The sequence below is a fragment of the Kribbella sp. NBC_00889 genome (assembly GCF_045207705.1).
Taxonomy (GTDB): Bacteria; Actinomycetota; Actinomycetes; order Propionibacteriales; family Kribbellaceae; genus Kribbella.
Genome location: NZ_CP108783.1, coordinates 1805165 through 1828983, shown reverse-complemented (window position 1 = coordinate 1828983; position 23819 = coordinate 1805165). Strand labels below are relative to the sequence as shown.

Genomic DNA, 23819 nt, shown 5'->3' with positions numbered 1-23819 from the left:
GCCAGAGGAGGTCCAGATGGTCCAGGCCGACAACGGAAAGCCCGGTCCGGCAGCCACACCACCGGACGGCCGGGGTCGCTTCCGGCTCACTCGCGGCCTGTCCCTGGCGATCCTGGGTGGCGCCGTCGTGGGCGCGTTGATCGCCTCCCTCGTCTTCGTGCTCGTGGATCGTGACGGAGGATCCGCCAACGCCTCGTCCTCCGTCTCGACGGACGCCAGTACGGCGATGTGCGCGGCGATCCCGGTGGCGAACCAGATCCTGCCGTCGATCGTGACGATCTCGGCCAGCAGCGGCGCCTCGGCCGGCACCGGTTCGGGGCAGATCTTCAAGGACGGCGGTTACATTCTCACCAACGACCACGTCATCTCGGTCGCGGCCAACGGCGGCAAGGTGGCCGTCCAGTACAGCGACGGCACGAGTTCGGACGCCACGATCGTCGGCCGTGATCCCAGCACCGATCTTGCGGTGCTCAAGGCCGCGGATGCCGCGAAGGATCGCCCAGTGATCGAATTCGGTTCGTCCGCCGAACTGCAGGTCGGACAGCCTGTCGTCGCCCTGGGCGCTCCGCTCGGACTCGCGAGCACGGTCACCTCCGGCATCGTCAGTGCGCTGGATCGCTATGTACCGGTGCCAGGCGACGGGGTGACCCATCACCTGATCGGCGCGATCCAGACCGACGCGGCGATCAACCCCGGCAACAGCGGCGGTGCACTGGTGGACTGCTCCGGCCATCTGGTCGGAGTGAACGCCGCGATCGCCACGGTCCCGAACGCGTCCGGCGTCGCCGGCGGCGGAAGCGTCGGCCTCGGCTTCGCGATCCCGGTGGACCTGGCGAGCCCGATCGCCGACGAACTCGTCCGTACCGGGGAGCCTGGACATCCGACGACCGGGCTACAGGTCCAGGAGATCCCGCCTGCCCTCGCGAATGCGTCGGGCAACCCGGCCGGTCTCTTCGTCGTCTCGGTCGACCCCGGAGGCCCGGGTGTGAAGGCCGGTCTCAAGGCAGGCGACATCATCACCAAGATCGACGGCCAACCGGCCCAGAGCAGCGAACAGATCGTGGTCGCGACCCTGACCCGCAAGGTCGGCGACACCATCGAGCTGACCTACTCCCGAGCAGGTCAGACGGCCACCACCACGCTGACGCTCGCCGAGCCCTGAGCACTCACGACACGTCGGCGGCCGGTGGTACCGGTTGTGAGGCCAGCAGATCGAGGCCGAGGTGACGGGACAGGAAGCGTGCCGTCCATTGGCCTTTGACGCTGTTGCCAGCGTGGTCCAACCGCGGCGCGAAGGTGCCCAGCGCACCCTTGCCCGGCGAGACAGTCACGATGCCGCCGCCGATCCCGCTCTTGCCCGGAACGCCGACGTCGAGCAGCCAGTCACCAGAGGTCTCGTACAACCCCGCGATCGTCATCACGGCCAGCGACACCCGGGCGATGTCAGGGTCGATCACCCGTACGCCGGTTGTCGGGCACACGCCGCCGTCCGCCAGCGTGGCGCCCATCACCGCGAGATCCACCGCGGTGACCGCCAGACTGCTCTGCCTGGTGTAGAGCACGGTCGCCTCGACCGCATCGCCGACCAGGCCGCCGTCGCTGCGGAGCAACTCGGCGAGGGCACGATTGCGATGGTTCGTCTGCAGCGCGGACTCGAGCACCTCCGTGTCCAGGGCGAGCTCATGACCCGCGAACCGGGACAGGCCGTCGACGATGAACCTCCAGCGGTCCTCCAGCGACGTACCCGGCGTCAGACTCGTGGTCGCGATCGCCCCGGGGTTGACCATCGGATTCGTGCGTCCGGCCGGGGGCTGTTCCACCGCCTGCACCGAGTTGAACGGCAGACCAGTCGCGTTGACGCCGACCAGGTCGCGCACCGCGTCGACACCGATCGCCTGACTGACCAGCGCGAACACGAACGGCTTCGCGACACTCATGATGCTGAACGGGCTCCGGGAGTCGCCCGCCTCGGCCAACCGGCCGTCGCTGGCCGCGACACATATGCCGAACGCATCCGGGTCGACCCGGGCCAGCGCCGGGTACACGTCCGACACCGCCCCCTCGCCGATCCCGCGGCCCAGCTCGTACGCCGCCTGGACCAGTTCGACAACCGCGACCGTTCCGGGCAGCCCGCCGGTGGACACGTACCTGTCGTCGGCCGGCATGTCAGAACGGCCAGACCAGCGGGATGATGACGAGAGCCGTCAGCAACCACCACAGCATCACCGGGAGGCCGAGTCTCCAGTAGTCGCCGAACCGGTACCCCGCCGGATTCATGATCATCATGTTCGCGGGAGTCGAGATCGGGGTCAGCAGCGACGCGGCACCGGCGACCGCGGTGAGCATCAGGACCGGCTGCACCGAGGTTCCCGTCCCCTGGGCGGCCGCGACCGCGATCGGTGCGACGATCAGCACGGTCGCGGTGTTACTGACGACCTGGCCGAGTGTGGCCGTGAGGACGAAGAGTGCCAGCAGCAACAAATACGGGCGGCCGGGCCCGACCGCGTCGATGATCACGTCGGCGATCCGGTCGGCGCCGCCGCTGGTCTGAATCGCTGTGGACAAAGGGATCAGCGCGCCGATCAGTACGACGATCTGCCACGAGATCGCGCGGTACGCCTGCCGCGGCCCGACCACCCTGGTCGCCACCATCGCCGTGGCGGCCAGCAGCCCGGCCAGGGCGGGCGGGACCGCACCGGTGGCGAGGAGAACGACCATGCCGGCAAGGATCGCGACGGCGATCGACGCCTTCGAACCCCACGGCACGGCTTGGCGCCGGACCAGATCCGGCGAATCCACGAGCAGGACGTCGCGGTCCCTGGTCAGCTCGTCCAAGGCGGCCCAGGTGCCGTGCACCAGAAGCGCGTCTCCCTCGGCGAGCTCGGTGGGCTGGTTGCCCCGGTCCTTGGCCATCCGTTGCACCGCGATGATGACCAGGTCGTGCGCCCGATGCATCCCCGGGAAGACCGTCTCCCCGACCAGTGACGACCGCGGCGGGATGACGACCTCGACTACCCCGGCTTCTCGCGTCAGCAGATCGTCGACCGGTGTCGGCGCCATACACACAGCGAGCAGGCAGTCGATCGTCAGGCTGCCCACCTCTTCCGAGGGACCGGTCACCACGAGGACGTCGCCAACAGCAAGAGCGTCGCTCACCCGGGACACTCCGTTCCCGTCCTGGGCTCCGACGATCTGCACACCCGGGTACGGCGTGAGGTCGACGTCGGCCACGCCACGGCCCAGCAACGGCGAGAGTTCGCGGACGCGCAGCCGGTAGAAGCCGTCGGTCAGGGCGTAGTGCAGATCCAGCGTGTGCGCATGCCCGGCCAGGTCGGCCGGCGGGTGCGCCGGGCGTGCGGCCGGGAGCAACCGCGGGCCGAGGAACACCGAGATGGCGATCGTCCCGATGACGAGCGGTACGCCGACGACCGCGAAGGAGAAGAACGGAAAGGCGCCCGCACCGGCATCGCTCGACGCTTCGGACACGATGATGTTGACCGGCGTACCCGTCAGCATCAGCAAGGATCCCGCACTGCCGGCGAAGGTGAGCGGCATCAGCATCCGCGACGGCGGCTCCCCGATCCGTACGGCGAGCATGACGACCAGCGGAAGCAGCGCCGCGACCGCACCGTTCAACGTGATCAGGGCCGTCAGCAGCGCACACAATGCGGTCACGGCGACGAGCAGTCGGGTCCGCTGCGTTCCGGCGTACTTCACGATCGTCTGGCCGGCCCAGGTGGTGACTCCGGTCGAGTCGATGCCCTCGCTCACCACGAACAGTGAGGCGATGAAGATGACGACCGGATCCCCGAAGCCCGCGATGATGCCGGGGAAGTCGAGGACTCCGGTCGCCCACAGCGACAGCGCGCTCAGGACCGCCACCAGGTCGACCGGCAGCCGGTTCCATACGAACACGGCGACGGTGAGCCCGAGGATGATCAGGCTGATCGTGCCGTCATCCATTGCGCTCGTACCGCCCTAGCCGAGGTGGACCGGGGCGGACGGCCCCCAGGGAATGCCGAGGACGTACCAGAGCACGTAGAACAGCGTCCAGGTGACCAGGACGATGAAGGTGTACGGCAGCATCATCGACACCACCGTGCCGATACCGGCCTTCTTCCGGTACTTCTGGCAGACGAGCACGATGAACGGCAGGTAGACCATCAGCGGCGTGATGACGTTGACCGGTCCGTCGCCGACCCGGTACGCCGCGATCACCGTCTGCGGCGCGATGCCGAGGCGGTAGAACAGCGGGATGAAGATCGGCGCCAGGATCGCCCACTTGGGGATCACGCCGGGCATGATCAGGTCGATGACCAGCACCAGCAGGATGAAGCCGATCAGCAGCGGCAACGCCCCGATGTCGGCACGCTCGAGCAGGTCGGCCAGGCCGGTCGCGGCCAGCGTCGACATGTTCGAGTAGTTGAAGTAGGCAATGAACTGCGCGATCAGCAGCATCAGGAAGATCAGCCCGCCGAGGCCGTTGAACGTCTTGACGATCGCGTTGATGATGTTCGTGCTGCCGGTCAGCGACTTCGAGCCCCGGCCGTAGCCGAGCCCGGCGGCGAGGAACAGCATCGAGATGATGAACAGCAGGCTGCTCATGAACGGCGACGACCCGAAGATCTCGCCGGTGTCGGGGTTGCGCAGCGGAGCACCCGGGATGAAGGTCAGCAGCGAGACGATGGCCACGGCCACCAGCAGGTAGTACCCCGACCACCGCAGTCCGCGCGATTCCAGCGCCATCTCGTCGTCGCTGGGCTGGTGGTCGACCGGCGCGTCGACCGGCGCCTCCGAAGCGTCGTACCTGCCGAGCCTGGGCTCGATCAGGCGCTCGGTGACGATGGTCATGACGATCGCGCAGAAGATCGTCGAGGCGATGCTGAAGAAGTAGTTCTGGGTGACGTTGAGATGTACGTCGGGCGCGACCAGCGCGATCGTCTCGTTGGTCACCTCCGTGATGATGCCGTCGGCCGGTGTGATCAGGATGTTGACGAAGAACGCGGCGCTGACACCGGCGTACGCCGCGGCGATGCCGGCCAGCGGATGTCGCCCGAGCGAGACGAACGCGGCCGCGCCGAGCGGGACGAGCACGAGGTAGCCCGCATCGGAGGCGACGCTGGAGATGCCGCCGAGCAGCACGATGATGAACGTGATCACGCCCTTCGGCGCCACCTTGACCATCTTGCGGATCAGCGCGGCGATCAGCCCGGCCTCCTCGGCCACGCCGACGCCGATCATCGCGACCAGGATCACCGCGACGACGCCGAAGTCGTTGAAGTTCTGGACGGCGGTCGTGAAGATGAAGCGGATGCCGTCACCGTCCAGCAGGCTCTCGGCGGTGATCTTCTCGGTGTGCAACTCGTAGTCGGGTATGGCCGGCGCCGGCGGCGTGTCCGAGCCGGCGACGCTCGACCCGGCCTCGTACTCGGGCATGACCTGCGCGGTCTGGGGCTCGGCGACCTCGGTGGTGACGCTCGCCCCGGTCCAGGCCAGGACCTGCGACAGCACGATCACGATGAAGATCAGGGCGAGGAAGATGATGGCCGGGTGCGGGACCTTGTTGCCGGCCCGTTCGATGCCGTCGAGAACTTTCTGCATCGTCCCCTTCTTGGCGGGCGCCTCCTCGACCGCGCTCATCGCTGCGCCGCCTGACGGCTGTCGCCGGTGGGGGTGGCGAACGCGCGGGCGAACTCGATCAGCAACTTGGTGCCGAATCCGCTCGCGCCCTTGTTCCGCCAGGATCTCGGCGCCGGCAGCTGAGCCGTCCCGGCGATGTCGACGTGCGCCCACGGCTTGCCGTCGACGAACTCCTCGAGGAACAGTCCCGCGGTGATCGAACCGGCGTTGATCCCGCCCATGTTGGTGAGATCGGCGATCGACGAGTCGAGTTGCGACCGGTAGGACCGATGCAGCGGAAGCTCCCACACCGGCTCGTCGGCGAGCTCACCCGCACTCCGCAGCTGCTCCACCACGGCCGAGTTGTTACCCATGACACCGGCTATCTCGACGCCGAACGTCCGCAGGCAGGCACCGGTCAGCGTGGCGATGTCGACGATGGCGTCGACGGGTTCCTCGGTCGCCAGTGCCAGCGCGTCGGCCATCACCAGACGGCCTTCGGCGTCGGTGTTCAGTACCTCGACCGTCGTACCGTTACGCATCCGGAGCACATCACCGAGCTTCATCGCGGATCCCGACGGCATGTTGTCGGTGCACATGAGGTAACCGGTCACTGCCGTCGTACAGCCCAGGGCCTGCAGGGCGGTCATGGAGGCGAGCACGGCCGCGGCTCCGGTCATGTCGTTCTTCATCTGCGCGTGCGACTCGTCGCTCGGCTTGAGGCTGATCCCCCCGGAGTCGTACATGATCCCCTTGCCGACAAGGGCGATCCGGCCGGTGGGCTCGGCGGGCTCATAGCGCAGGCGGATCATCCGGGGTGGCTCGACACTGCCACGGTTGACGCCGAGCAGCCCGCCGCAACCCATCTCGATCAGCTGGTCCTTGTCGAAGACCTCCACCTGCAGGCCGGTCCGCGCACCGACCTCGACCGCGACCTCAGCCATCCGGACAGCAGACAGTGTCGTCGCCGGGCAGTTGGCAAGATCGCGGCCGAGGCTGCACGCCTCGGCGATGATGCGGCCGCGCTCGACTCCGGCAGCGACTTCCGCGGCGTCCTCGTCGGAGGCGACGACCAGGAGCGATTCGAGCTGAGGGGTGTCCGCACCCTGGCCGACGAAGTACCGCCAGCGCGCCAGCAGCACGCCTTCGGTCACCGCCTGGGCGAAGTCGCCGGCCGAGAGACCGGTCGCCCGGGACGGAACCTCGATCGCGAGGCGCTTGTGCCACGGCACCGCGCGGGCGAACTCGGCCGCCAGATCACGCGCGAGCGTGACGTCGACGTGATCCGGTATGCCGGTCCCGACGGCAACCCGGACAGGACCACTTGACCGGGTCTGGACCAGGGTCTGGCCGCGCGTGCCGCTGAAGCCGGCCGAAGCCAGCCCGGCCGCGTCGGTGCCGAGCTCGTCCGGCGGCTCGGTGCCAGAGGCAACTGGTACCGCGAGCGCGTCCGCTTCCTGCTCTGCCTGCTTCAGGGAGCCGACGGTGACCGGTATCCGGTGCCGGGTCGAAGGGATTGGGTCGAAGTCGTCCGGGGTGGCGTTCACGAAATCTCCTCTGACACCTGATCAGGACTGCAGGGCCAGCGTGCCCCACAAAGCGCCGCTGGGCGCCGCGGGCGCGGTCAGGCTCATCGACTGCTGGATCCGAACCTTGCCCTTGGCATCCTTGTAGGCATAGGCGGCATCCTCCCGCTGCAACAGCTGCTGCTTGGCCAGTTCCTCGGTCAGTTGGACGACACGCTCGGCGTCCTCGCGGCTGTCCAGTCCGAGCACCACCAGATGGATCATGAGGAACTCCTCCATGGGGCGACTGGCGCGTCGGGGTCGCGCGCTGGAGGCAATCCCATCAACCGGGCGACGCGGCGACCTCCTCCTATTCGGGTGATTTGCCGCCGGCCCGGCTGAGGAAGTCCGACAGCGGGCCGGGGAGCTCCGCGGGCCGCTCGCCCCAGTCGTAGACGACCGCGGTCCCGGCGATCAGGTCGTGCAAGCCGCGATGCTCACGCTGGAACACGATCAGGACGAGCCCCAGTCCGGCGACCAGCACGCTCAGGACGGACGCGCACACCCGCAGGAATGCCCGGCCGGGTCCGATCGTCCCGCCGTCGGACCGCACCACCCGGAGTCCGACGATCCCCTGCCCCGGCGTCCGTGCGGCGACCGCGAGGAACCCGAACGCGTAGGAGAACGCCACGACTGCGAGGGCGATCGTCGCCCCCGTCGACTCGCGCCGTACCGACACTCCCCAGAAGGCAGTGGTCAGCAGATCAAGGCCCGCGAAGCCGATCGTGAACGACGTGAAGACGATCAGTACGTCGAGTACGGCGGCCGCGAGCCTGCTCACGGCGCCGGCGTAGTGACCCGTGACGGTCATACGCCCGTTCATTCCCGCACCTCGAGCAGGCGTGGGGTCGTCGGCCGCGATCCGATGTCTCTGCGCAGCAGCCGGTTCACGACCCGGTCGAGTACGGCGTCCAGCCCGGCGAGTTGCCGGCGGATGAGATCGAGCAGTGAGCCGGCCAACTGGGTCTGGCTTTCGACCACGAGACCGGGTACGCCGGACCGGCGTACGAGGGCCTCGACATCCACCGACCGGAGCAGTTCGTCGAGGTCGACGCCGGCCAGCAGGCGCTGCAGGTCGAGCCGCCCGGCCAGCCGGTCGACATCGATCCGGTCGATCAGCCGATCCGGGTCGATGCGGTCCAGGACGTGGTTGACGTCGACGCGCTCGAGAACGCGGTTCAGGTCCAGGCGGTCGAGCACGTGGTTCAGGTCCACGCGGTCCAGGATGCGGTTCACATCGACGCGGTCGACCAGGGCGTCGACGTCGATGTGGTCGAGGATCAGGTCCGGCGGAACGGTCTCGACGACCCGGCCCGTGACCTTGCCTGCGAGCCGCCCGAGCGCTGCGACAGGGCGCGGCGTCGTCACCGTGGTCCGGTCCCGCGGCCGCTGTGACGCATCCCGGTGTCCGCCCTGTCTGCTCCGCCTGCCAACACCTTCGTCCGCCGCCGAGGCCCTCGGATCACCCGATCCGGGGGATGAATCCAACGCCCTAGTTCGACTGCTGCGTCAGGCCGACGGTGCGGGCGACTCGCAGGGCCGCGGATCGTTTCTCCACGCCCAGCTTGCGATACAGCGACATCAGATGGGTCTTGACGGTGTTCTCGGTGATGAACAGGGCACGGGCGATCTCGGTGTAGGAGTTCCCGAGCGCGAGCTGGTCGAGTACGTCTGCCTCCCGCGGCGTCAGCCGGATCCGGGCACCGTCGATCACCGCGTCCAGGCGGCGGGGTGGCGGTACCTGCGCGTCCGGCCGGACCCGCGCCAGGAGCGACGTACCGCCGACCTCGCTCCAGGCGGCCCGGTAGGACGACAGCTGCTCGAGCGTGGCGGCGGCGAACGGATGGGGGTTGGGCCCGGCGACATGCCTCTGCAACCGGTCGAGGAAGTCCGGTTCGCGGCCGACCGGGGTGAGCGCGTACAGCATCCGCTGCGGCGTGGCCCGGTTCAGCGTGTCCACCAGCGCGGCTTCGGCGGCGGCCTCGTCGCCCATCCGCACCAGCAGGACCGTCCGGAACGAGGCGGCTGCAGAAGCCAGCGGAGGGTAGACGTCCGGCCGGTTGAGGGCCTCGTCGACCAGCTTCAGCGTGGTCTGGACGTCACCGCGGACGATCGAGGTGATGGCCCGGATCAGGTCGGCCTCGGACGTGTTGCCGGTCCGGTCGAGTACGTCGCACTGCGTCTCGGCACCGGTGTGATCCCCGACCATGGTCGCCATCCGGAACCGCAGCAGGGCCAGATCCCGCGACAGGAACGACGGCAGCGGCCCGGCTGACGCAGGATCGGTGGTGAGCTCTGTCAGCGCCTCCTCGAGCCGGCCCGCCTCGAGGAGAAGCACCGCTCGCAGGATGGCGCGCAGCCCCGAGACCACCGTGTCGGAGCCGGCCACGTCCGTCGCCACCACCAGCTCGTGCTGGCGCCACGCGCTGTCCAGGTCCAGATGACCCAGCGCCGCGAAGCCCAGTACGACGTGCGCGCGGACGGCGTACTCCTGGGGAAGCCCCTGCTCGCCGGCCGCGTCGAGAGCGGCCTGTGCCGAGCCGGCCGCGTTCTCCACCTGGCCGCGCGCGTACTGCACGACGGCCCGGTGAGCCAGTCCCCCGCCGATCAGCCGCCGATGGCCGGCCATCCGCGCGGTGACGAGTGCCTCGTCCAGGTGGCTGAGCGCGGCGTCCAGCTCGTCCGCCCACGTCTCCGCCGCCGCGAGCTCGATCAGCAACCAGGCCAGCCGCTCAGGTCCGAGTACGGCGCGCGGCCGGCCATAGGCGTCCGTGGGATCGAGCGCCAGCAGGGTTCTCGCCCGTCCGATCGCGGCGTGGACGTCGTGCCAGCCGTAGCGCGATTCCCACAACCGCAGCAGTACGGCGTCCGCCTCCAGCGCGTTGTCGTCCGGTGTCACCGGCTGCGGGTCTGCCGCGCACGCGAGGTCGTCCGCCGATGCCGCATCCATGATCGCGCCGGTCACGTCGCCAGTGGCACGCCGCAGCAGCCCACGGACGCCGATGAGGTGCGGATGCTGCTCGACGTAGCCTTCCGGAAGGCTCTCGAAGCCGTCCGCGACGAGGCTCAGGTCGCCGGCCGCCAGGATCGCCGGCCCGTGACCGAGCAGGATGCGGGCGACCAGCGCCGGGTCGGCGGCGCCGAGCGCGGCGCGCAGGGCGCTGCCGCCATCGCCGCGGTTCTCGTAGTACAGCGCCGACCGATGCTGCGCCGCGGTGACGATCTGTGCGTTCTCGCTGTGGCCGGCCACCCGCCGCCGGAGCAGCTCGACGAGGAGCGGGTGGAACCGGTAGAGCGGCTCGCTGCCCGGATCGTCGGCGTACGCGGTGATCAGCAGTCCGCTGCCGGCGAGATCCCCCAGCATCGCGCCGGCGTCCGCATCGCCGCTCAGCATGGCCGCCTGGTGTCCGGTCACCGACGCGGCCCCGAACGTGCTCAGGAGGACTGCCTGGACCCTCTCATCGAGGGTGCTCAACGTTTCACCCAGGAGCAGATCGAGCACCGGCTGCTGGTTGGCGAAGGACCACCCCGTGTCTCCGGAGGCGGCGAGCGTTCGCGCCGCGAGCACGAGGGCGGCAGCCCAGCCCGCTGTCCGCTCCTGGAACAGCTGGACGTCCGCGGCGGTGGCGTTCGAGGCATGGGCCTGGACGAGCTCGGTGGCCTCGGCGTCGGTGAAGCGCAGATCCCGTGACCGCAAGGTCAATGCCATCCCGCGCAGTTCGAGCTCGGACACCGGCAGCGGCAGGTCGTACCGGCTGGCCAGCAACAGCCGGACGGCGTGCGGCGACTTCTTCAGGATCTGGGCCAGGCCGGTAATCGTTGCCGCAGGCAGCAAATGGGCGTCGTCGATGACGATCGGATCCGGCGGTGTCGCCACGTCGGGACCGGCCAGATGCTCGAGGGCTCCGGCGAGCGCGCCCGGCGCCTGCCCGGGCACCCACAGCACCGACTGGCCCGACCGCCTGCGGCGCGCCACCCAGTCCGACAGCAGCACCGTCTTGCCGGTACCGGCCGGCGCGATCAGCATCGTCAGCGGCGACCGTACGCCGAGATCGAGGGCAGAATGCAACCGCTCGCGGGCCACCAGAGTCAACGGCGGCCGCGGGATGCGACCCGACGCCGAGGGCTGGGACTGCTGCTGCACTCGGTCGGGCTTCAGGCTCGTCACACGCGTCGCCCCTCCCCCTGGCTGGGCGGCTCTGCAGTTGGACTGTTCGATCCTGCGTTCCCAAAAACCGAGACTAACCGGTCTACGGCGATTCCGGCAGATGCTGAGCAGGCATGTCGTCCGGTTTCTGGACGCGCGCAAGCGTTTGCATCGCTCGCCCGCGCGCCGGTGGACCTCAGGCGCGAGGAACTTTCGCCCCGATCCATACCGCCACTGCTATGAGCGCGCCGATTCCGACCAGCCATCCCCACAGGCCCTCGGAGACGGGGCCGAGCCGTCCCAGCCCGAAGCCGCCCGGGTTGTGCTGCTGCTGGAGGCTGACGACGTACGCGATGATGGCCCGCTTGTCCTCGGGGAGGAGCACCGCGTCGGAGAAGACCGGCATCTGTTGCGGGCCGGTCAGCATCGCCTGATAGAGGTTCTTGGGTGACGTCTCCATCAACGACGGCGCGTACTTGCCGTTCGGCAGCGCGCCACCGCTGCCGGCGAAGTTGTGACAGGCCGTGCAGTTGGTCCGGAACAGCTCACCGCCGCGGGTGACTTCCTCCTGCGTCGCGTTGCTGACGTCGTAGTACTCCTCCGGCGGTATCGCGGGCCCCGGTCCGAGAGAGGCGACGTACGCCGCCAGCGCCGCGATCTCCTCGTCGGTGTACACCGGAGGCTTCGCCGGTATCTGGGCACCGGGCTGCGTCGCGGGCATCCGCCCCGTGCCGACCTGGAAGTCCACCGCGGCCGCGCCCACGCCGATCAGTGAGGGTCCGGTGAAGTTTCCCTCGCCGTCGGCCCCGCCCTCGGCATGGATGCCGTGGCAGCTCGCGCAGCCGACCGCGAACAGCTTGCGGCCTTCCTCGATCTGCTGGGACTGCGGTCCGTCGGCACCCATCGCGCCGTTCGGCACCAGTACGGCGTACGCCAGGCCGACCGTCACCAGCGCGGCACCGATGAGCAGTGCCCTGGCAAGTCGGCCTCGGCGCAACGGCCGTGCGCCCGCGCTGTCCGCACTGCGCATCTCCGCTCCTCCCGGCTGCCGCCCGACCAGCAGACACGATGCCGCGTCTGCCGGGATCACCCGATTCGGGCGATTTCTCGTCGTAAGTCTCTGCCTTGAACCCTCAGCGTGCGTCTCGCTTGGCCTGGCGGCGAGCGCCGGCGGCACGGGTGGACGCGTCCTTCTTCAACCCTCCGGTGGTCTTGGTCGCCCGCCGGGACGCCACCGACCCGGACTGAGCGGCGGGGACAGGCTGGGCGGCAGCGCGTGCCGCCGGAGCGGCGGACTTGGCCGAGCGCGCCGCTTCGAGCCGTTCGCTGCGTAACTCCATCGACGATCGCCTCGCGGCCGCGGCGACCGCCCGGCTCACCTGCGCCAGCACTGTCTCGAACAGCTCCGCCTTGTCGCGGTCCCGCTGGTTCTTCGGGTAGGACAGGCCGCGTCCGCCCGCCTTCGCCACACTCGCGCTCGCACCACGGCGATAGTTCTTCACGTACTTCGTTCGAGCCCGCCGGATCCGCTGGTGCAGCTCGAGGAGCTCGTCCTCGTCCAGGCTCTTCAACGCGTCCCGCTCCGTCTCGGCCACAAGCAGCCGCTCGGCCTCGGTCAACGAGTTCAGCAGGCCTTGATTCATCGCCGCCTCCCTAGGGCACGACTTTGATAGTGGCGCGTCGTCGAGCGGTTGGTCAACGTTCGCGGTGGCGATCGGGCATGATGTGCGTGGGCCCAGCACTGTTGGGGGTGGTGACTTTGTGGCAGGTCTTCGGCGCGGTACTGCCGCAGGCGATGGGGATCGCCCTGAGCCCGGTGCCGATGATCTGCATCGTGCTGGTCCTGATGTCGAGTGGACCGATCCGGGCCGGCCTGAGCTTCTTCGCGGGCTGGGCTGTGGCTCTCGCGATCGCGACCGGGCTCTTGGTGATGCTGACGGACGCCGTCGCCGAGGACGGCAGCGAGGGCGCGCGCGACGGCGTGGACCTCGTCAAACTGGCGATCGGTGTGCTGTTCGCGGTCCTGGCGGTCCGCTACTGGCGCAAGCGTCCGCGGCCCGGTGAGCCACCGCCCCGCCCCGCCATCGTCGACAAGATCACGACCCTCTCCGGGCCGGCTCTCGCGCTGACCGGCGCCGGCGCGGCCCTCGCGAACGTCAAGAACCTCCCCCTGGTCATCGGCGCCGGCACCCAGATCGGCGGCTCCCCTCTCACCCTCGGCGAGCAACTCACCGCCGCCGCCCTCTTCGTCCTCGCCGCGTCCCTGACCGTCCTCCTCCCCCTCCTGGCAGTCGTGATCGCCGGCCCACGGAGATCCGCCCCGGCCCTGGCATCCCTGGAGCAATGGCTCCTGGCCAACCTGAACACGATCCTCGTCATCCTGCTGGCCGTCCTGTCCACGGTCCTGATCGGCCAGGGCCTCGACCTATTCCGCTGACGCTCCGAACCGAGGTACGGCTCCCAGTTGCTGCAGGAGATCCAGCAGCGTCGCCACGCCCCAGTGTTCGGTGATCTTGCCGTCGACGACGCGCATCACGTCGACGGTGTAGAAGCTGACCTTCCTGCCGGTCGGCGCGATGCCGAGGAACTCGCCCCGATGGGTGCCGTGGTACGTCTTGTACGTGGTGACAAGGTTGTCGGCGGCAACCTGCCAGTGAATCTCGGGAGAGAAGTCCGGGAACGCTTCCCGGATCCCCAGGTAGAGCCCCTTCACACCGGCCTTGTCGGCCCCGGCGCCCGGCTGTGGCGTGTGGTCGACGAAGTCGTCGGACCACAGTTTGTCGAAGAGGTCCCAGTCCCCTCCGCCCTGCACTTCGAGACTGTTCCGGCGTACGACGGCGATCGCCGCGTCGTCTTCCTGCCGGACATCCACCGGAGGCCACCACCCGGGCTCGCGACCTCGCCCGGGTGTTGGAGCCTGGTCTGGGGCGTCATACCGCTCGCGGCACAGGTCTGGCTGCTGCAAGCCGTGCCGGACGGCCAGGAGGCGGCCGCTTCGATCGCGGTCGCGACGATGCAGGTGTCGATCGCGGGCGGGTCAGCGCTCGGCGGCCTGCTGGTCGACTCGACCAGCCTGCGGACCGTGTTCGTCACCGCGGGCGCGGTACTGATCGCCGCCGCCGTGATCGCCGCGACCGAAGGCGTCCGGCAGAACAAGAACCCTGTTTCGACGAAAGGATTGTGATGAGTGCGGTCGTGCGGATGTACAAGCCTGGAGGACCTGAGGGTTCTGCAGTACGAGTCGGAGGAAGTGGCCGAGCCTGGCACCGGCCAGGTCCGGATCAGGCAGCAGGCCATCGGAGTGAACTTCGTCGACACCTACTTCCGGAGCGGTGCCTTTCCCCTGCCAACGTTGCCGGCGGTCCTCGGCGGCGAAGGTGCGGGAGTGGTCGACGCGGTCGGAGCCGGCGTGGACTCGATCTCGGTCGGGGACCGGGTCGGCTACTACTTCTCTCCGGGTGCGTACGCCGAGACGCGGTTGCTCTCGGCAACGGATGCGATCCCGCTCCCGCACGACCTCGGTTCCGAGGAGGCCGCATCCCTGCTCGCCAACGGACTGACCGCCTGGGGACGGTTGCATCGAGTCCATGCCGTCAAGCCCGGTGAGATCGTCGTGGTCACCGGCGCGACCGGTGGCGTCGGCTCACTCCTCGCACCGTGGGCTCAGCACCTTGGCGCCATCGTCATCACGCCCGTTGCCAGCGATGAGCGGGTCGGAGCCGCGCAGGCTCTCGGCGTGAAGCATGTTGTGGTGGCGGGCACCGGGCAACTCGCCAAGGAGGTCTCCGCAGCAGGTGCGGGCGCCGACGTTGTCTATGACCTCGTGGGTCGCGCGACCTTCTACGATGCGGTAGCGGCACTGCGAGTCGGCGGAACGCTCGACCTCATCGGCACCGCCTCCGGGGTGCCCGACATCGATGCCTCCGCGCTCGAGAGGCGGCGAATCCGAGTGACCAGATCAAGCACCGGCGACCATCTCCCGGACCGGGCCACTCTCCTCCAAGCCAGCGAAGACTTGTTCCGTGCCTGGCGCGAGGGCATCTTCGGCACCCGCCTCACCCGCACGTACCCACTGTCCAAGGTTGTCCAGGCGCACCAGGCGTTGGAAGCCGGCATCTCAGAGGCCGCAATCGTCCTCGTGCCGGACAAGGCCTAGGCGGAGTCCGGCTCCGACGATTCCATGGCCCTGGGATTGTCGCGTGGCGGTGGGTCCGTGGGCCTCTCGCGATGCCATCGGAGCGTCAGTCGCTGGATGAATGGATGACGTTTTGACCGTCGGTGCCGTGCAGTGTCAGCAGTCATTTCTGACCACCTTCCCCGTTAATTTCCAGGCACCATACCTCCGCTCGCAGCCCAGAAGCATCGCCTCGGAGCATCTAGTGACGTTGAGTGAAAGCTGTCACGGTATGGAACTGCCGCCTCAACCGCTGTCCGCCTCGAGGTCCGTGGCGAGGCGAAGGAGGTTCTCGGCGACTGCCGCGCAACGCTCCTCAGCGTGGGATCGGGCCGATCCGGCGTACCGAAGCCGTGCGGAAACCGTGAGCGGATCGGATCGGACTTCGACCAGGCATCCCCCTGGTCTCGGCTGGACTCTGACGGACAGCCGGATCCAGCCGCCCAGGCCGCTCCGCAGCCGCAGAACGAATTCGTGCGGCGGCTCCCACGCCTCGACGACCGCGATGGTCAGATGCCGATCGTAGGAATGTCTGCCATGCGGTTCGCGATCGGTGGCCTTCCGCACGACCGCGCCGACGTACGGCCATTTCGGGTCGATGTGTCCCACCGGCGGTACGGCGACGATCCACGCACCGAACAGACTCGCATCGCTCACGACGGCCATGACGGACTCGGCGCCGACCGCGCCGAACCGCCAAGCCATTACCACGTAAGCACTCTCTGTTCGCGAGACACACGGCGCTGAGTCGAAGTACGCGCCGAAGGCAACGAGTCGGCCGTCAGCACTCTAGCGGACCCAGTGACCACCTCGAGCTGCTTTGAAACCAGAGCGGCCCCCCGACTCGCCGCACCGGGTCTGTAGGCCTCGGGGGCGGGGTAACTTCGTCCTTATGACCCGCTCCGCCGAGTCCGCTCGTCCCGATCCGGCGGACAGACCCGCGACGTACGGCGAAGTGTTCGCCGTAGCGGAGTTCCGGTGGATGTGGGGCGCCCAGCTCGGGTCCGTGATCGGCGACCAGTTGGCTCGGGTCGCGCTCGCGGTGCTCGTGTTCGACCGGACGGGGTCGGCCGGTCTGTCGGCCGTCACGTACGCACTGACGTTCCTGCCGGACATCGCCGCCGGCCCCCTGCTGTCGTGGCTTGCGGACCGGTTCCCGCGGCGCCGGGTGATGGTGTGGTGCGACCTCGCCCGAGCCGCGCTGGTCGCGTTGATGGCGATTCCTGGAGCGCCGATCTGGCTGCTGTGCGTGCTGCTGGTGGCCGTTCAGTTGCTAGCGGCACCATTCCAGTCCGCTCGGGCGGCCCTGTTGCCGGACATCCTGAGCGGCGACACCTATGTGCTGGCGAGTTCGGTGTCGAATGTGACCGCACAGGCCGCACAGCTGGCCGGTTTCGTGACTGGTGGCACCTTGGTGGCTGCCTTCGGGACGAGCCAGGCTCTGGCCGTCGACGCGGCCACGTTCCTCCTGTCCGCGGTGCTGGTCCGGCTCGGTGTCCGGGACCGCCCATTGCCTACGGCCTCCAGTTCGGCGGACCGGGTCAGCTGGTGGGGTTCGTTGTCGGCTGGTGCTCGCTTGGTCTGGGGCGATCGACGATTGCGCTACCTGATCGCGCTCGCCTGTGTGGCGGGCTTCTACGTGAGTGTCGAAGGCCTTGCCGCGCCGTACGCCGCAGTCGTCGGCGGAGGGCCACTCGCGGTCGGCGTGCTGCTCGCCGCGAACCCAGCCGGCCAGATGGTCGGCATGCTGCTGCTCACCCGACTCGCCCCCGCACGTCGATTGGCCCTGATGGGACCCCTGGCTGTCGGGTCGTGTGTCCCACTGATCGTCTGTCTGATCCACCCCGGTCTCTGGGTGACGGTCGCCCTGTGGGTGGTCTCGGGACTGTGTTCGTCGTACCAACTCGCCGCGAACGCGTCGTTCGTCTTGAACGTGCCGGACGCGCAGCGGGGCCAGGCCTTCGGCTTGGCCCGCACTGCGCTCATCGTGTCGCAGGGGCTCGGCGTCCTGGCCGCCGGCGCCGCGGCAGACCGGTGGCACCCCGCGTCGGTGGTAGCGATCGCGGGTGCCCTCGGGACTGCCGTGGCGCTCGGCGCGGCCATCGGCTACCGGCGTACGACGACTTCGCCGCACTAGTTAGGGTTGTGGGGGCAGGACAGCGTGGCTGCTCAGTGCCAGTCGTTGTTGCGCATGGCGACACACCTCCTCCCGGCATCCGGATCGTCCGCCGGCCGGTCAGCCTGAGGCGGTGACGTTGGGTGATTTCGCGGCTACCCTGGTCCGTGGACGAGTGAGGCTTGTTGGGGGACCGATTCATGTCGAGTATCCGGCATTGGCGATTGCGGCGGCGGCATCGCCGCCGAACCGATACCGCACGCCTGGGCGCCTGGCGCCTGAGCCGCTGGGGGCTGTGGTCGGCACCGACCGTAGTCGTCGGCTATGTCCTGGCCGTCGACCTGAGCGCGTTCGTCCTGCTGATCGCTACTGTCGGTGCCATCGACATCCGGGTCCAGGACTGGATCTGGCTCGGCATGCTCGCGGTCGGCTCCGCCGTCCACGTCGAAGCGGCGCGCGGCATCGAGCGTCTCCGTGAGGTCGCCGCCGAGGGCGTCCCGTACGTGAACCTCAAAGGCATGTGGACGTTCGCCGGGGTCCTGGTCCTGCCACCGCCGCTGGCCTTCGCGTTGATCGCGCTGACGTACACCCACTCGTGGTTCCGGCTCCGCCGCGTCACCCCGTACCGCTGGTTCTTCTCCGCCGCCACCATCGTTCTGGCCGGCGCGGCCGCCGCGGTCTCCCTGGTCGCGCTCTCCCCCGACACCTACCCGGGCTATCCGCCCGGGCCGCTCGGCCTCGTCGCTGTCACCGTCGCCGGGCTCGCGTACTGGTTCGTGAACTACGCACTCGTCGTCGGCGCCGTCCTGCTGTCGAATCCGGACTCCGCGGCCCAGAAGGCGCTCGGCCGGCTGAGCGATCAGCTGATCGTCGCCGGATCACTTGGCCTGGGTGTTGCCACCGCCAGCCTGCTCAGGCATGAGCCCTGGACGGTCGTCGTCCTGCTCCTGACCATCCTGGGTCTGCACCGGGCGCTGCTCGTCGGCCAGTTCCAGACCGCGGCGCGCACCGACCCGCAGACCGGCCTGGCCAACAGCGTGTTCTGGCACGAGATGGCCGGGAAGGAACTCGCGCGAGCGGCGCGGACCCAGACGTCGCTCGGCATCGTGTTCCTCGACCTGGACCACTTCAAGACCGTCAACGACACGCACGGACATCCGGCCGGTGACCAGGTCCTGAAGGCGATCGCGGACGAACTCCGCCGTGAAGTGCGGACCGACGATCTGGTCGGCAGGTTCGGCGGCGAAGAGTTCGCCGTACTGCTGCCCACCACCGACCCGAAGGACACCACCGCGACCGGAGAACGCATCCGGCACCGCATCGAGGCGCTGACCGTCACCATCACCACGCCCCGCGGCCAGACCACTCTGGACGGCCTCACCTGCTCCGTCGGCACCGCGACGTACCCCACCTGCGGGACGACCCTCGAGGAACTCATCCTCGCCGCCGACACCGCCACCTACGTCGCCAAGCAAGCCGGCCGAAACCGCGTCGTCACGGCCCCCGCCACCGAACCAGCCGAAGACACTCCCGACAAGTAGCGACAGGCCCGTCAGGACAGGTGCGACGCGACGAGGTCGCGGACCCAGTCGGGACCGGTCGCCTCCCTGGCTTTGAGCATCCCCGCTGTCATCGCCGGGTTCGCCTCCGCCGAATTCGGCGTGCGCTCGACCGCGATCGTCTACAGCATCGGCCTGATCGCACTGTGCGCTCTGACCCTCCTGATCCAGCGACTTCGCCGCCACCGGACGGCGACCGACTGATTCGCAGAATGCCTGGACAGGGACCACATCCCGGGATTACTGTCTCAGCTCAACTAATTCTATTCATCGTGAGAATAAATGACGAAGCTGGTGCGAGGCAGTGCCGGGACCCGGACGGCGAACCGCGGGGCGATCATCGCCGCGCTGCTGTCGGGTGCCGGGATCGACCGACGGCAACTGGTCGAGCAGACCGGACTGAGCTGGGCGACCGTGGCCCGGATCGTGGACGACCTGCTCGCCGACGGGCTGGCCCTGGAGCAGCACAAGATCGTCCGGGAAGGGCCGGGCCGGCAGGCTGCCGCGCTCGGGTTCAACCCGCGGTCCGGGCTGGTCTGCGGCATCGATCTCGGTGGCACGTACTGCCGGATGGTGATCGCCGACGGGATCGGTTCGGCGATCATCCGCTGCCGGGACGAGACACCGCGGGACCTGGGCGCCGCCGAGCTGGCGTCCTGGATCGCGGCCCGGGTGCTCGGTCTGGTCGAGCGGTACGGCGACGGCGTACCGCTGACGTCGGTCGCGATCGGCCTGCCCGGTGTGGTTGCCTCGAGCAAGGAACGTGTGGTCGGCGCGTTCAACCTGCCGCAGATCCTCGGCACCACCTTCGTCGAGACCGTCAGCGCCGAGCTCGGCGTACCGACGATCATCGACAACGACTCCAACCTGGCCCTGCTGGGTGAGCTGCACTACGGCGACCTGCCCAGGGACGAGACCGTCGTCCTGTTCAGCCTGGGCACCGGTCTCGGCTCGGCGGTCGCCATCAACCGGCAGGTGCTGGCCGGACCCGAGGGTCTGCTCGGCGAGTTCGGCCGGCTGCGGTTGCCCGGCCGCAAGGAACGCCTGCGGGACCTGCTGTCCGGTGCGGGACTGCTCGCGTTCGCGCAGGCGGCCGGGCATCAGCTCGGCTCGGCCAACGATGTGTTCGCCGACCCGGACCGTTTCGGCGGCCTCGTCGACGAGATCCACGAGGCGCTGCTGCACCTGGTGTCCATCGTCGCTCTGGCCTACGAGCCGAGCACGGTGGTCTTCACCGGCGGCTTCTCCGGTGCGTTCAGCGACTCCGTGCTGGAGACGGTGAGCGCCGAGACGTACGAGACCGTCGGTGTGCACAGCGATCTGCACCGATCCGTGCTCGGCGAGTCCGGCGGCCTGCTGGGTGCGATGGCCGCAGCACTGAGCGGTTACTACACCGCGATCGGGGTGGCGAGCCATCAGGTCGCCTCGATCACCACGTCCGCCCCCGGTGTCGTGGCCCAGCTGGACGGCTGCGCTGTCGACCAATCAGCGAAAGAGGAACCGACATGAAGCGTTGGAAGACGTTGGGTGTCATCGCGTCGATCTCAGCCGCGTTCGTCAGCCTGGCCGCCTGCGGCGGGTCCGACCCGAACAAGGCAGCCCCGACGAACAAGCTCACGGTCTGGATGATGACCGGCGGCCCGGGTGACAACAAGATCATCGACGACGTGACCAAGCAGTTCCACCAGAAGCACCCCGACGTAGAGGTCAAGGTCGAGGTGCAGCAGTGGGACAACATCGTCACCAAGCTGACCACCGCTCTGGCCTCGGACAATCCGCCGGACATCGTCGAGATGGGCAACACGCAGACCCCGATGCTGACCGCCTCCGGCGCTCTGGCCGAGCTGACCGCGGACAAGGCCGGCTTCGAATCGTCCGACAAGTGGTTGGCCGGCCTCGCCGGACCGTCGACGTACCAGGACAAGCTATACGCGACTCCGTTGTACGGCGGGACGAAGGTGGTCATGTACAGCAAGAAGATGTTCGCCGCGGCGGGCATCGACAAGCCGCCGGCCACCCTTGACGAGTTGGTCGCGGACTGCGCGACGCTGACCAAGGCGCACACCTCGATCCCCAACTTCTCCGCGTTCTACATGCCCGGCCAGTACTGGTTCGCCGGGATGCCGTTCCTGTTCGGCAAGGGCGGCAAGATCGCCACCGACGACAACGGCAAGTGGACCGCGACGATGAGCAGCGCGGAGAACCAGGCCGGCCTGGCGGAGTGGAAGAAGTTCCAGAACGCCTGCTCGACGCCGTCCTCGATCGGCGCGAACACCGACAGCCCGGATCAGGACCAGATCTTCGCCGATCAGAAGGCGGCCATGATCTACGTCAAGGCGTGGGAACCGGGCGCGGTGAAGGAGATCAACGCCAAGGCCGCCGCGGACGCCGGCTACTTCATCATGCCGGGCTACCAGGCCGGCTCGCCGCTGCCGGTGATCGTTGCCGGCTCCACCATCGGCATCGCGCAGAACAGCCCGAACAAGGAGACCGCGGTCGACTGGCTGAAGATCATCACCGGTAAGACCTTCCAGCAGACGATGACGCAGACCATCCACCAACTTCCGGTCGTCACCGACTTCCTGCCGACCCAGAACGTGCCGGACGTGCTGAAGCTCGGCGCTCAGGCCGCGACCGTCAGCCAGGCCCTGCCGGCGACTCCGGGCGAGGCGACGTTGGAGACCGAGAGCTACAACGAGCAGTTCTTCTCCAAGATCGCCAAGGGCAGTGAGATCGGCAGCGCCGCCGCGGAGTACGACAAACACGCGACCGAAGCGTTCAACGCGCAATCCGGTCCGCGCTGACGGTTCCGGCTGATGACCTCGCTCACCCAAGCGCCGGAGGCGGGAACCGCCGCGCCGACGCCACCACGCAGCGACGAGACGGTCCGGACGAACCGCCTTGCCCGCTTCACGCCGTACGGGCTGGTCGGGCCGGCCGTGATCGCGTTCGCGGTCGTGCTCGGGTACCCGATGGTGCGGCTGATCTGGCTGTCGGTGCAGGACTTCGGTCCGCGGTCGCTGTTCACCGGGGAGGCGCCGTTCGTTGGCCTGGGCAACTTCACCCGGGTGCTCGGCGACAGCGACTTCTGGTCCGTCCTGCTCCGCACGCTGATCGTCAGCGTGGCCTGTGTCGCCGCGCTGATGGTGATCGGGTTCCTGCTCGCGTCGCTGCTGCGCCAGGTGTCGAGTTGGGCCCGGGTGATGCTGTCGGTCTGTCTGGTGCTGGTCTGGGCGATGCCGATGGTGTCCGCGTCGATGATCTGGCGGTGGCTGTTCGAGCCGCAGTACGGCGTTCTGAACTGGGTGATCACGCAGCTCAAGGTCTTCGGTGACTTCTCCGCGCACGACTGGTTCGGGTCGCCCGGCCAGGCGCTGTTCCTGATCATCGCGCTGATCGTCTGGAAGGGGCTGCCGTTCGTGGCGCTGACCCTGTACGCCGCGATGGGCCAGATTCCCGACGACCTGTACGAGGCGGCCGGCCTGGACGGTGCCGGGCGATGGTCGATGGCGCGCCATGTCACGCTGCCGATCCTCGGCCCGGTGCTCGCCGTACTCGTGCTGCTGGAGGTCATCTGGTCGGTCAACTCGTTCACGCCGTTCTGGGTGCTCACCCAGGGCGGCCCGGACGGCGGTACGACGACGCTCGGCGTCTACTCGTACCTCGAGGCCTTCACCCGCAACGACTACGGCGGCGGCGCGGCGATCGCGATCATCACCGTCATTCTGCTCGCCGCCCTGGCCGTGCTCTATGTACGACGGTTGTTCGCGCAAGGCGAGGTGACCGCATGAGGGCCGCGGGAGCGCCCGGCCGGAAGCGGACCGTGCCGAACGTGATCGCGGTCGTCGTCTCGCTGATCGTGATCTTCCCGGTCTACTGGATGTTCGCGACCGCGTTGAAGGAGCCGGGCAAGATCCTGTCGGCGACGCCGGAGTTCATCCCGTGGCCGATCAGTCTGGAGAACTTCCGTACGGCGCTCACCCACGGCTCGTTCCTGCACTACGTCCGCAACTCGTTGCTGGTCTCGGTGTCGACCGTACTGATCGCACTGGCCGTTGCCCTCGGCGCCTCGATCGCGCTGGCCCGGTTCCGGTTCGTCGGCCGCCGGGCCTTCCTGATCGGGCTCGTGCTGGTCCAGATGGTGCCGGGGTCGGCGATGGTGATCCCGCTCTACCTGATGCTGCGCTCGGTCGGGGCGATCGACTTCGTCCCCGGTCTGATCGTCACCTACATGACCTTCGTGCTGCCCTTCACGATCTGGACGCTGCGCGGCTTCGTGCACGGGATCCCGCTGGAGCTGGAGGAGGCCGCGATGGTCGACGGCTGCGGCCGGTTCGGTGCCTTCTGGCACATCCAGCTCCCGCTGCTCGCCCCGGGCATCGTGGCCACCTCGATCTTCGCCTTCATCAGCGCGTGGGACGACTACCTGTTCGCCTACGTGTTCCTGAAGTCGCAGAGCAACTACACGCTGCCGGTCTGGCTGGTGTCGTTCCAGACCTCCGACGGCATCGACAACGGCGCCACCATCGCGGCGTCGGCGATCTTCTCGCTCCCGGTGCTGGTCGTCTTCCTGCTGGTCCAGCGCCGGCTGGTCGGCGGGATGACCAGCGGCGCCGTCAAAGGATGAATCCCCTCAGGA

23 protein-coding genes are annotated in these 23819 nt (G+C 68.6%); 11 read left to right on the top strand and 12 right to left on the bottom strand.

The genetic code is table 11. The features are described 5' to 3' along the window. The first annotated feature begins 16 nt into the window (after positions 1 to 16). The gene (locus OG817_RS08960; RefSeq protein ID WP_406053234.1) at positions 17 to 1162 is read left to right on the top strand and encodes a S1C family serine protease; all 1146 of its coding nucleotides are present in this window, start codon (positions 17 to 19) and stop codon (positions 1160 to 1162) included. A 4-nt stretch (positions 1163 to 1166) separates the two neighbouring features. Here the strand turns inward: OG817_RS08960 and glsA are convergent, their stop codons facing one another. From glsA to OG817_RS08910, 10 genes are all read right to left on the bottom strand, one after another. Beyond that, entirely contained in the window at positions 1167 to 2165 is a 999-nt protein-coding gene (gene glsA / locus OG817_RS08955; RefSeq protein WP_406053233.1) for a glutaminase A, read from the bottom strand. Between the two features lies 1 nt (position 2166). Then, a complete protein-coding gene (locus OG817_RS08950; RefSeq protein WP_406053232.1) occupies positions 2167 to 3963 on the bottom strand; it encodes an SLC13 family permease in 1797 nt (598 codons plus the stop codon). Between the two features lie 15 nt (positions 3964 to 3978). After that, positions 3979 to 5640 (bottom strand): AbgT family transporter, encoded by a 1662-nt coding sequence (locus OG817_RS08945; protein WP_396393089.1) that lies wholly within the window; start codon positions 5638 to 5640, stop codon positions 3979 to 3981. After that, on the bottom strand, positions 5637 to 7166 hold the full coding sequence (locus OG817_RS08940) for a leucyl aminopeptidase family protein (protein WP_406053231.1): 1530 nt from the start codon (positions 7164 to 7166) through the stop codon (positions 5637 to 5639). The genes OG817_RS08945 and OG817_RS08940 overlap by 4 nt, the downstream gene beginning before the upstream one ends. Before the next feature lie 21 nt (positions 7167 to 7187). Continuing rightward, on the bottom strand, positions 7188 to 7409 hold the full coding sequence (locus tag OG817_RS08935; RefSeq protein WP_406053230.1) for a DUF1269 domain-containing protein: 222 nt from the start codon (positions 7407 to 7409) through the stop codon (positions 7188 to 7190). Positions 7410 to 7494: 85 nt separating this feature from the next. Next, complete coding sequence (locus tag OG817_RS08930; protein ID WP_406053229.1) at positions 7495 to 8007, bottom strand: RDD family protein; 513 nt, start codon at positions 8005 to 8007, stop codon at positions 7495 to 7497. Beyond that, positions 8004 to 8552: a hypothetical protein gene (locus tag OG817_RS08925; RefSeq protein WP_406053228.1), complete on the bottom strand. Its 549-nt coding sequence runs from the start codon at positions 8550 to 8552 to the stop codon at positions 8004 to 8006. The genes OG817_RS08930 and OG817_RS08925 overlap by 4 nt, the downstream gene beginning before the upstream one ends. A gap of 124 nt (positions 8553 to 8676) precedes the next feature. After that, positions 8677 to 11352, bottom strand: a complete 2676-nt coding sequence (locus OG817_RS08920; RefSeq protein ID WP_406053227.1) for a LuxR C-terminal-related transcriptional regulator — start codon at positions 11350 to 11352, stop codon at positions 8677 to 8679. 175 nt (positions 11353 to 11527) lie between these two features. Next, positions 11528 to 12361, bottom strand: coding sequence for a c-type cytochrome (locus tag OG817_RS08915; protein WP_406053226.1), 834 nt, complete (start codon positions 12359 to 12361; stop codon positions 11528 to 11530). A 103-nt stretch (positions 12362 to 12464) separates the two neighbouring features. Next, a complete protein-coding gene (locus OG817_RS08910; RefSeq protein WP_396393082.1) occupies positions 12465 to 12974 on the bottom strand; it encodes a hypothetical protein in 510 nt (169 codons plus the stop codon). A 110-nt stretch (positions 12975 to 13084) separates the two neighbouring features. Here OG817_RS08910 and OG817_RS08905 point away from each other — a divergent pair, with 110 nt between their 5' ends. After that, positions 13085 to 13768 (top strand): GAP family protein, encoded by a 684-nt coding sequence (locus OG817_RS08905; protein ID WP_406053225.1) that lies wholly within the window; start codon positions 13085 to 13087, stop codon positions 13766 to 13768. On the opposite strand, the gene OG817_RS08900 is transcribed toward OG817_RS08905, so the two are convergent. Further along, positions 13757 to 14203, bottom strand: coding sequence for an ester cyclase (locus OG817_RS08900; RefSeq protein WP_406053224.1), 447 nt, complete (start codon positions 14201 to 14203; stop codon positions 13757 to 13759). The genes OG817_RS08905 and OG817_RS08900 overlap by 12 nt on opposite strands. A gap of 96 nt (positions 14204 to 14299) precedes the next feature. On the opposite strand from OG817_RS08900, the gene OG817_RS08895 reads away from it, so the two are divergent. After that, a complete protein-coding gene (locus OG817_RS08895; protein WP_406053223.1) occupies positions 14300 to 14515 on the top strand; it encodes a hypothetical protein in 216 nt (71 codons plus the stop codon). A gap of 66 nt (positions 14516 to 14581) precedes the next feature. Beyond that, entirely contained in the window at positions 14582 to 15487 is a 906-nt protein-coding gene (locus OG817_RS08890) for a zinc-binding dehydrogenase (RefSeq protein ID WP_406053222.1), read from the top strand. A gap of 264 nt (positions 15488 to 15751) precedes the next feature. Here OG817_RS08890 and OG817_RS08885 read toward each other — a convergent pair whose 3' ends face one another. Next, positions 15752 to 16216, bottom strand: coding sequence for a hypothetical protein (locus OG817_RS08885; RefSeq protein ID WP_406053221.1), 465 nt, complete (start codon positions 16214 to 16216; stop codon positions 15752 to 15754). Positions 16217 to 16397: 181 nt separating this feature from the next. Between OG817_RS08885 and OG817_RS08880 the strand changes: the two genes are divergently transcribed. The 7 genes from OG817_RS08880 (at position 16398) to OG817_RS08850 (ending at position 23807) form a co-directional block, all read left to right on the top strand. Continuing rightward, positions 16398 to 17642: an MFS transporter gene (locus OG817_RS08880; protein WP_406053220.1), complete on the top strand. Its 1245-nt coding sequence runs from the start codon at positions 16398 to 16400 to the stop codon at positions 17640 to 17642. A gap of 179 nt (positions 17643 to 17821) precedes the next feature. Beyond that, entirely contained in the window at positions 17822 to 19162 is a 1341-nt protein-coding gene (locus OG817_RS08875; protein WP_406053219.1) for a diguanylate cyclase, read from the top strand. A 72-nt stretch (positions 19163 to 19234) separates the two neighbouring features. Continuing rightward, the gene (locus OG817_RS08870) at positions 19235 to 19384 is read left to right on the top strand and encodes a hypothetical protein (protein ID WP_406053218.1); all 150 of its coding nucleotides are present in this window, start codon (positions 19235 to 19237) and stop codon (positions 19382 to 19384) included. Between the two features lie 78 nt (positions 19385 to 19462). After that, positions 19463 to 20689 carry an ROK family transcriptional regulator gene (locus tag OG817_RS08865; RefSeq protein ID WP_406053217.1) on the top strand — a complete coding sequence of 409 codons (1227 nt, stop codon included), beginning with the start codon at positions 19463 to 19465 and terminating at the stop codon, positions 20687 to 20689. Further along, on the top strand, positions 20686 to 21984 hold the full coding sequence (locus tag OG817_RS08860) for an extracellular solute-binding protein (RefSeq protein ID WP_406053216.1): 1299 nt from the start codon (positions 20686 to 20688) through the stop codon (positions 21982 to 21984). Before OG817_RS08865 ends, OG817_RS08860 begins: the two co-directional genes overlap by 4 nt. Positions 21985 to 21996: 12 nt before the next feature. Further along, complete coding sequence (locus OG817_RS08855) at positions 21997 to 22971, top strand: carbohydrate ABC transporter permease (RefSeq protein ID WP_406053215.1); 975 nt, start codon at positions 21997 to 21999, stop codon at positions 22969 to 22971. Next, positions 22968 to 23807: a carbohydrate ABC transporter permease gene (locus OG817_RS08850; protein WP_406053214.1), complete on the top strand. Its 840-nt coding sequence runs from the start codon at positions 22968 to 22970 to the stop codon at positions 23805 to 23807. The genes OG817_RS08855 and OG817_RS08850 overlap by 4 nt, the downstream gene beginning before the upstream one ends. The last annotated feature ends 12 nt before the right edge of the window (positions 23808 to 23819 follow it).

Excerpts from the sequence above, each read along its gene's own strand:
- OG817_RS08875 (WP_406053219.1), top strand. The coding sequence starts at position 17,822 with ATGTCGAGTATCCGGCATTGGCGATTGCGGCGGCGGCATCGCCGCCGA.
- OG817_RS08915 (WP_406053226.1), bottom strand. The coding sequence starts at position 12,361 with ATGCGCAGTGCGGACAGCGCGGGCGCACGGCCGTTGCGCCGAGGCCGA.
- OG817_RS08945 (WP_396393089.1), bottom strand. The coding sequence starts at position 5,640 with ATGAGCGCGGTCGAGGAGGCGCCCGCCAAGAAGGGGACGATGCAGAAA.
- OG817_RS08880 (WP_406053220.1), top strand. The coding sequence starts at position 16,398 with ATGACCCGCTCCGCCGAGTCCGCTCGTCCCGATCCGGCGGACAGACCC.
- OG817_RS08865 (WP_406053217.1), top strand. The coding sequence starts at position 19,463 with ATGACGAAGCTGGTGCGAGGCAGTGCCGGGACCCGGACGGCGAACCGC.
- OG817_RS08935 (WP_406053230.1), bottom strand. The coding sequence starts at position 7,409 with ATGATCCATCTGGTGGTGCTCGGACTGGACAGCCGCGAGGACGCCGAG.
- OG817_RS08950 (WP_406053232.1), bottom strand. The coding sequence starts at position 3,963 with ATGGATGACGGCACGATCAGCCTGATCATCCTCGGGCTCACCGTCGCC.
- OG817_RS08930 (WP_406053229.1), bottom strand. The coding sequence starts at position 8,007 with ATGAACGGGCGTATGACCGTCACGGGTCACTACGCCGGCGCCGTGAGC.
- OG817_RS08855 (WP_406053215.1), top strand. The coding sequence starts at position 21,997 with ATGACCTCGCTCACCCAAGCGCCGGAGGCGGGAACCGCCGCGCCGACG.
- OG817_RS08850 (WP_406053214.1), top strand. The coding sequence starts at position 22,968 with ATGAGGGCCGCGGGAGCGCCCGGCCGGAAGCGGACCGTGCCGAACGTG.
- OG817_RS08960 (WP_406053234.1), top strand. The coding sequence starts at position 17 with ATGGTCCAGGCCGACAACGGAAAGCCCGGTCCGGCAGCCACACCACCG.
- OG817_RS08860 (WP_406053216.1), top strand. The coding sequence starts at position 20,686 with ATGAAGCGTTGGAAGACGTTGGGTGTCATCGCGTCGATCTCAGCCGCG.
- glsA (WP_406053233.1), bottom strand. The coding sequence starts at position 2,165 with ATGCCGGCCGACGACAGGTACGTGTCCACCGGCGGGCTGCCCGGAACG.
- OG817_RS08910 (WP_396393082.1), bottom strand. The coding sequence starts at position 12,974 with ATGAATCAAGGCCTGCTGAACTCGTTGACCGAGGCCGAGCGGCTGCTT.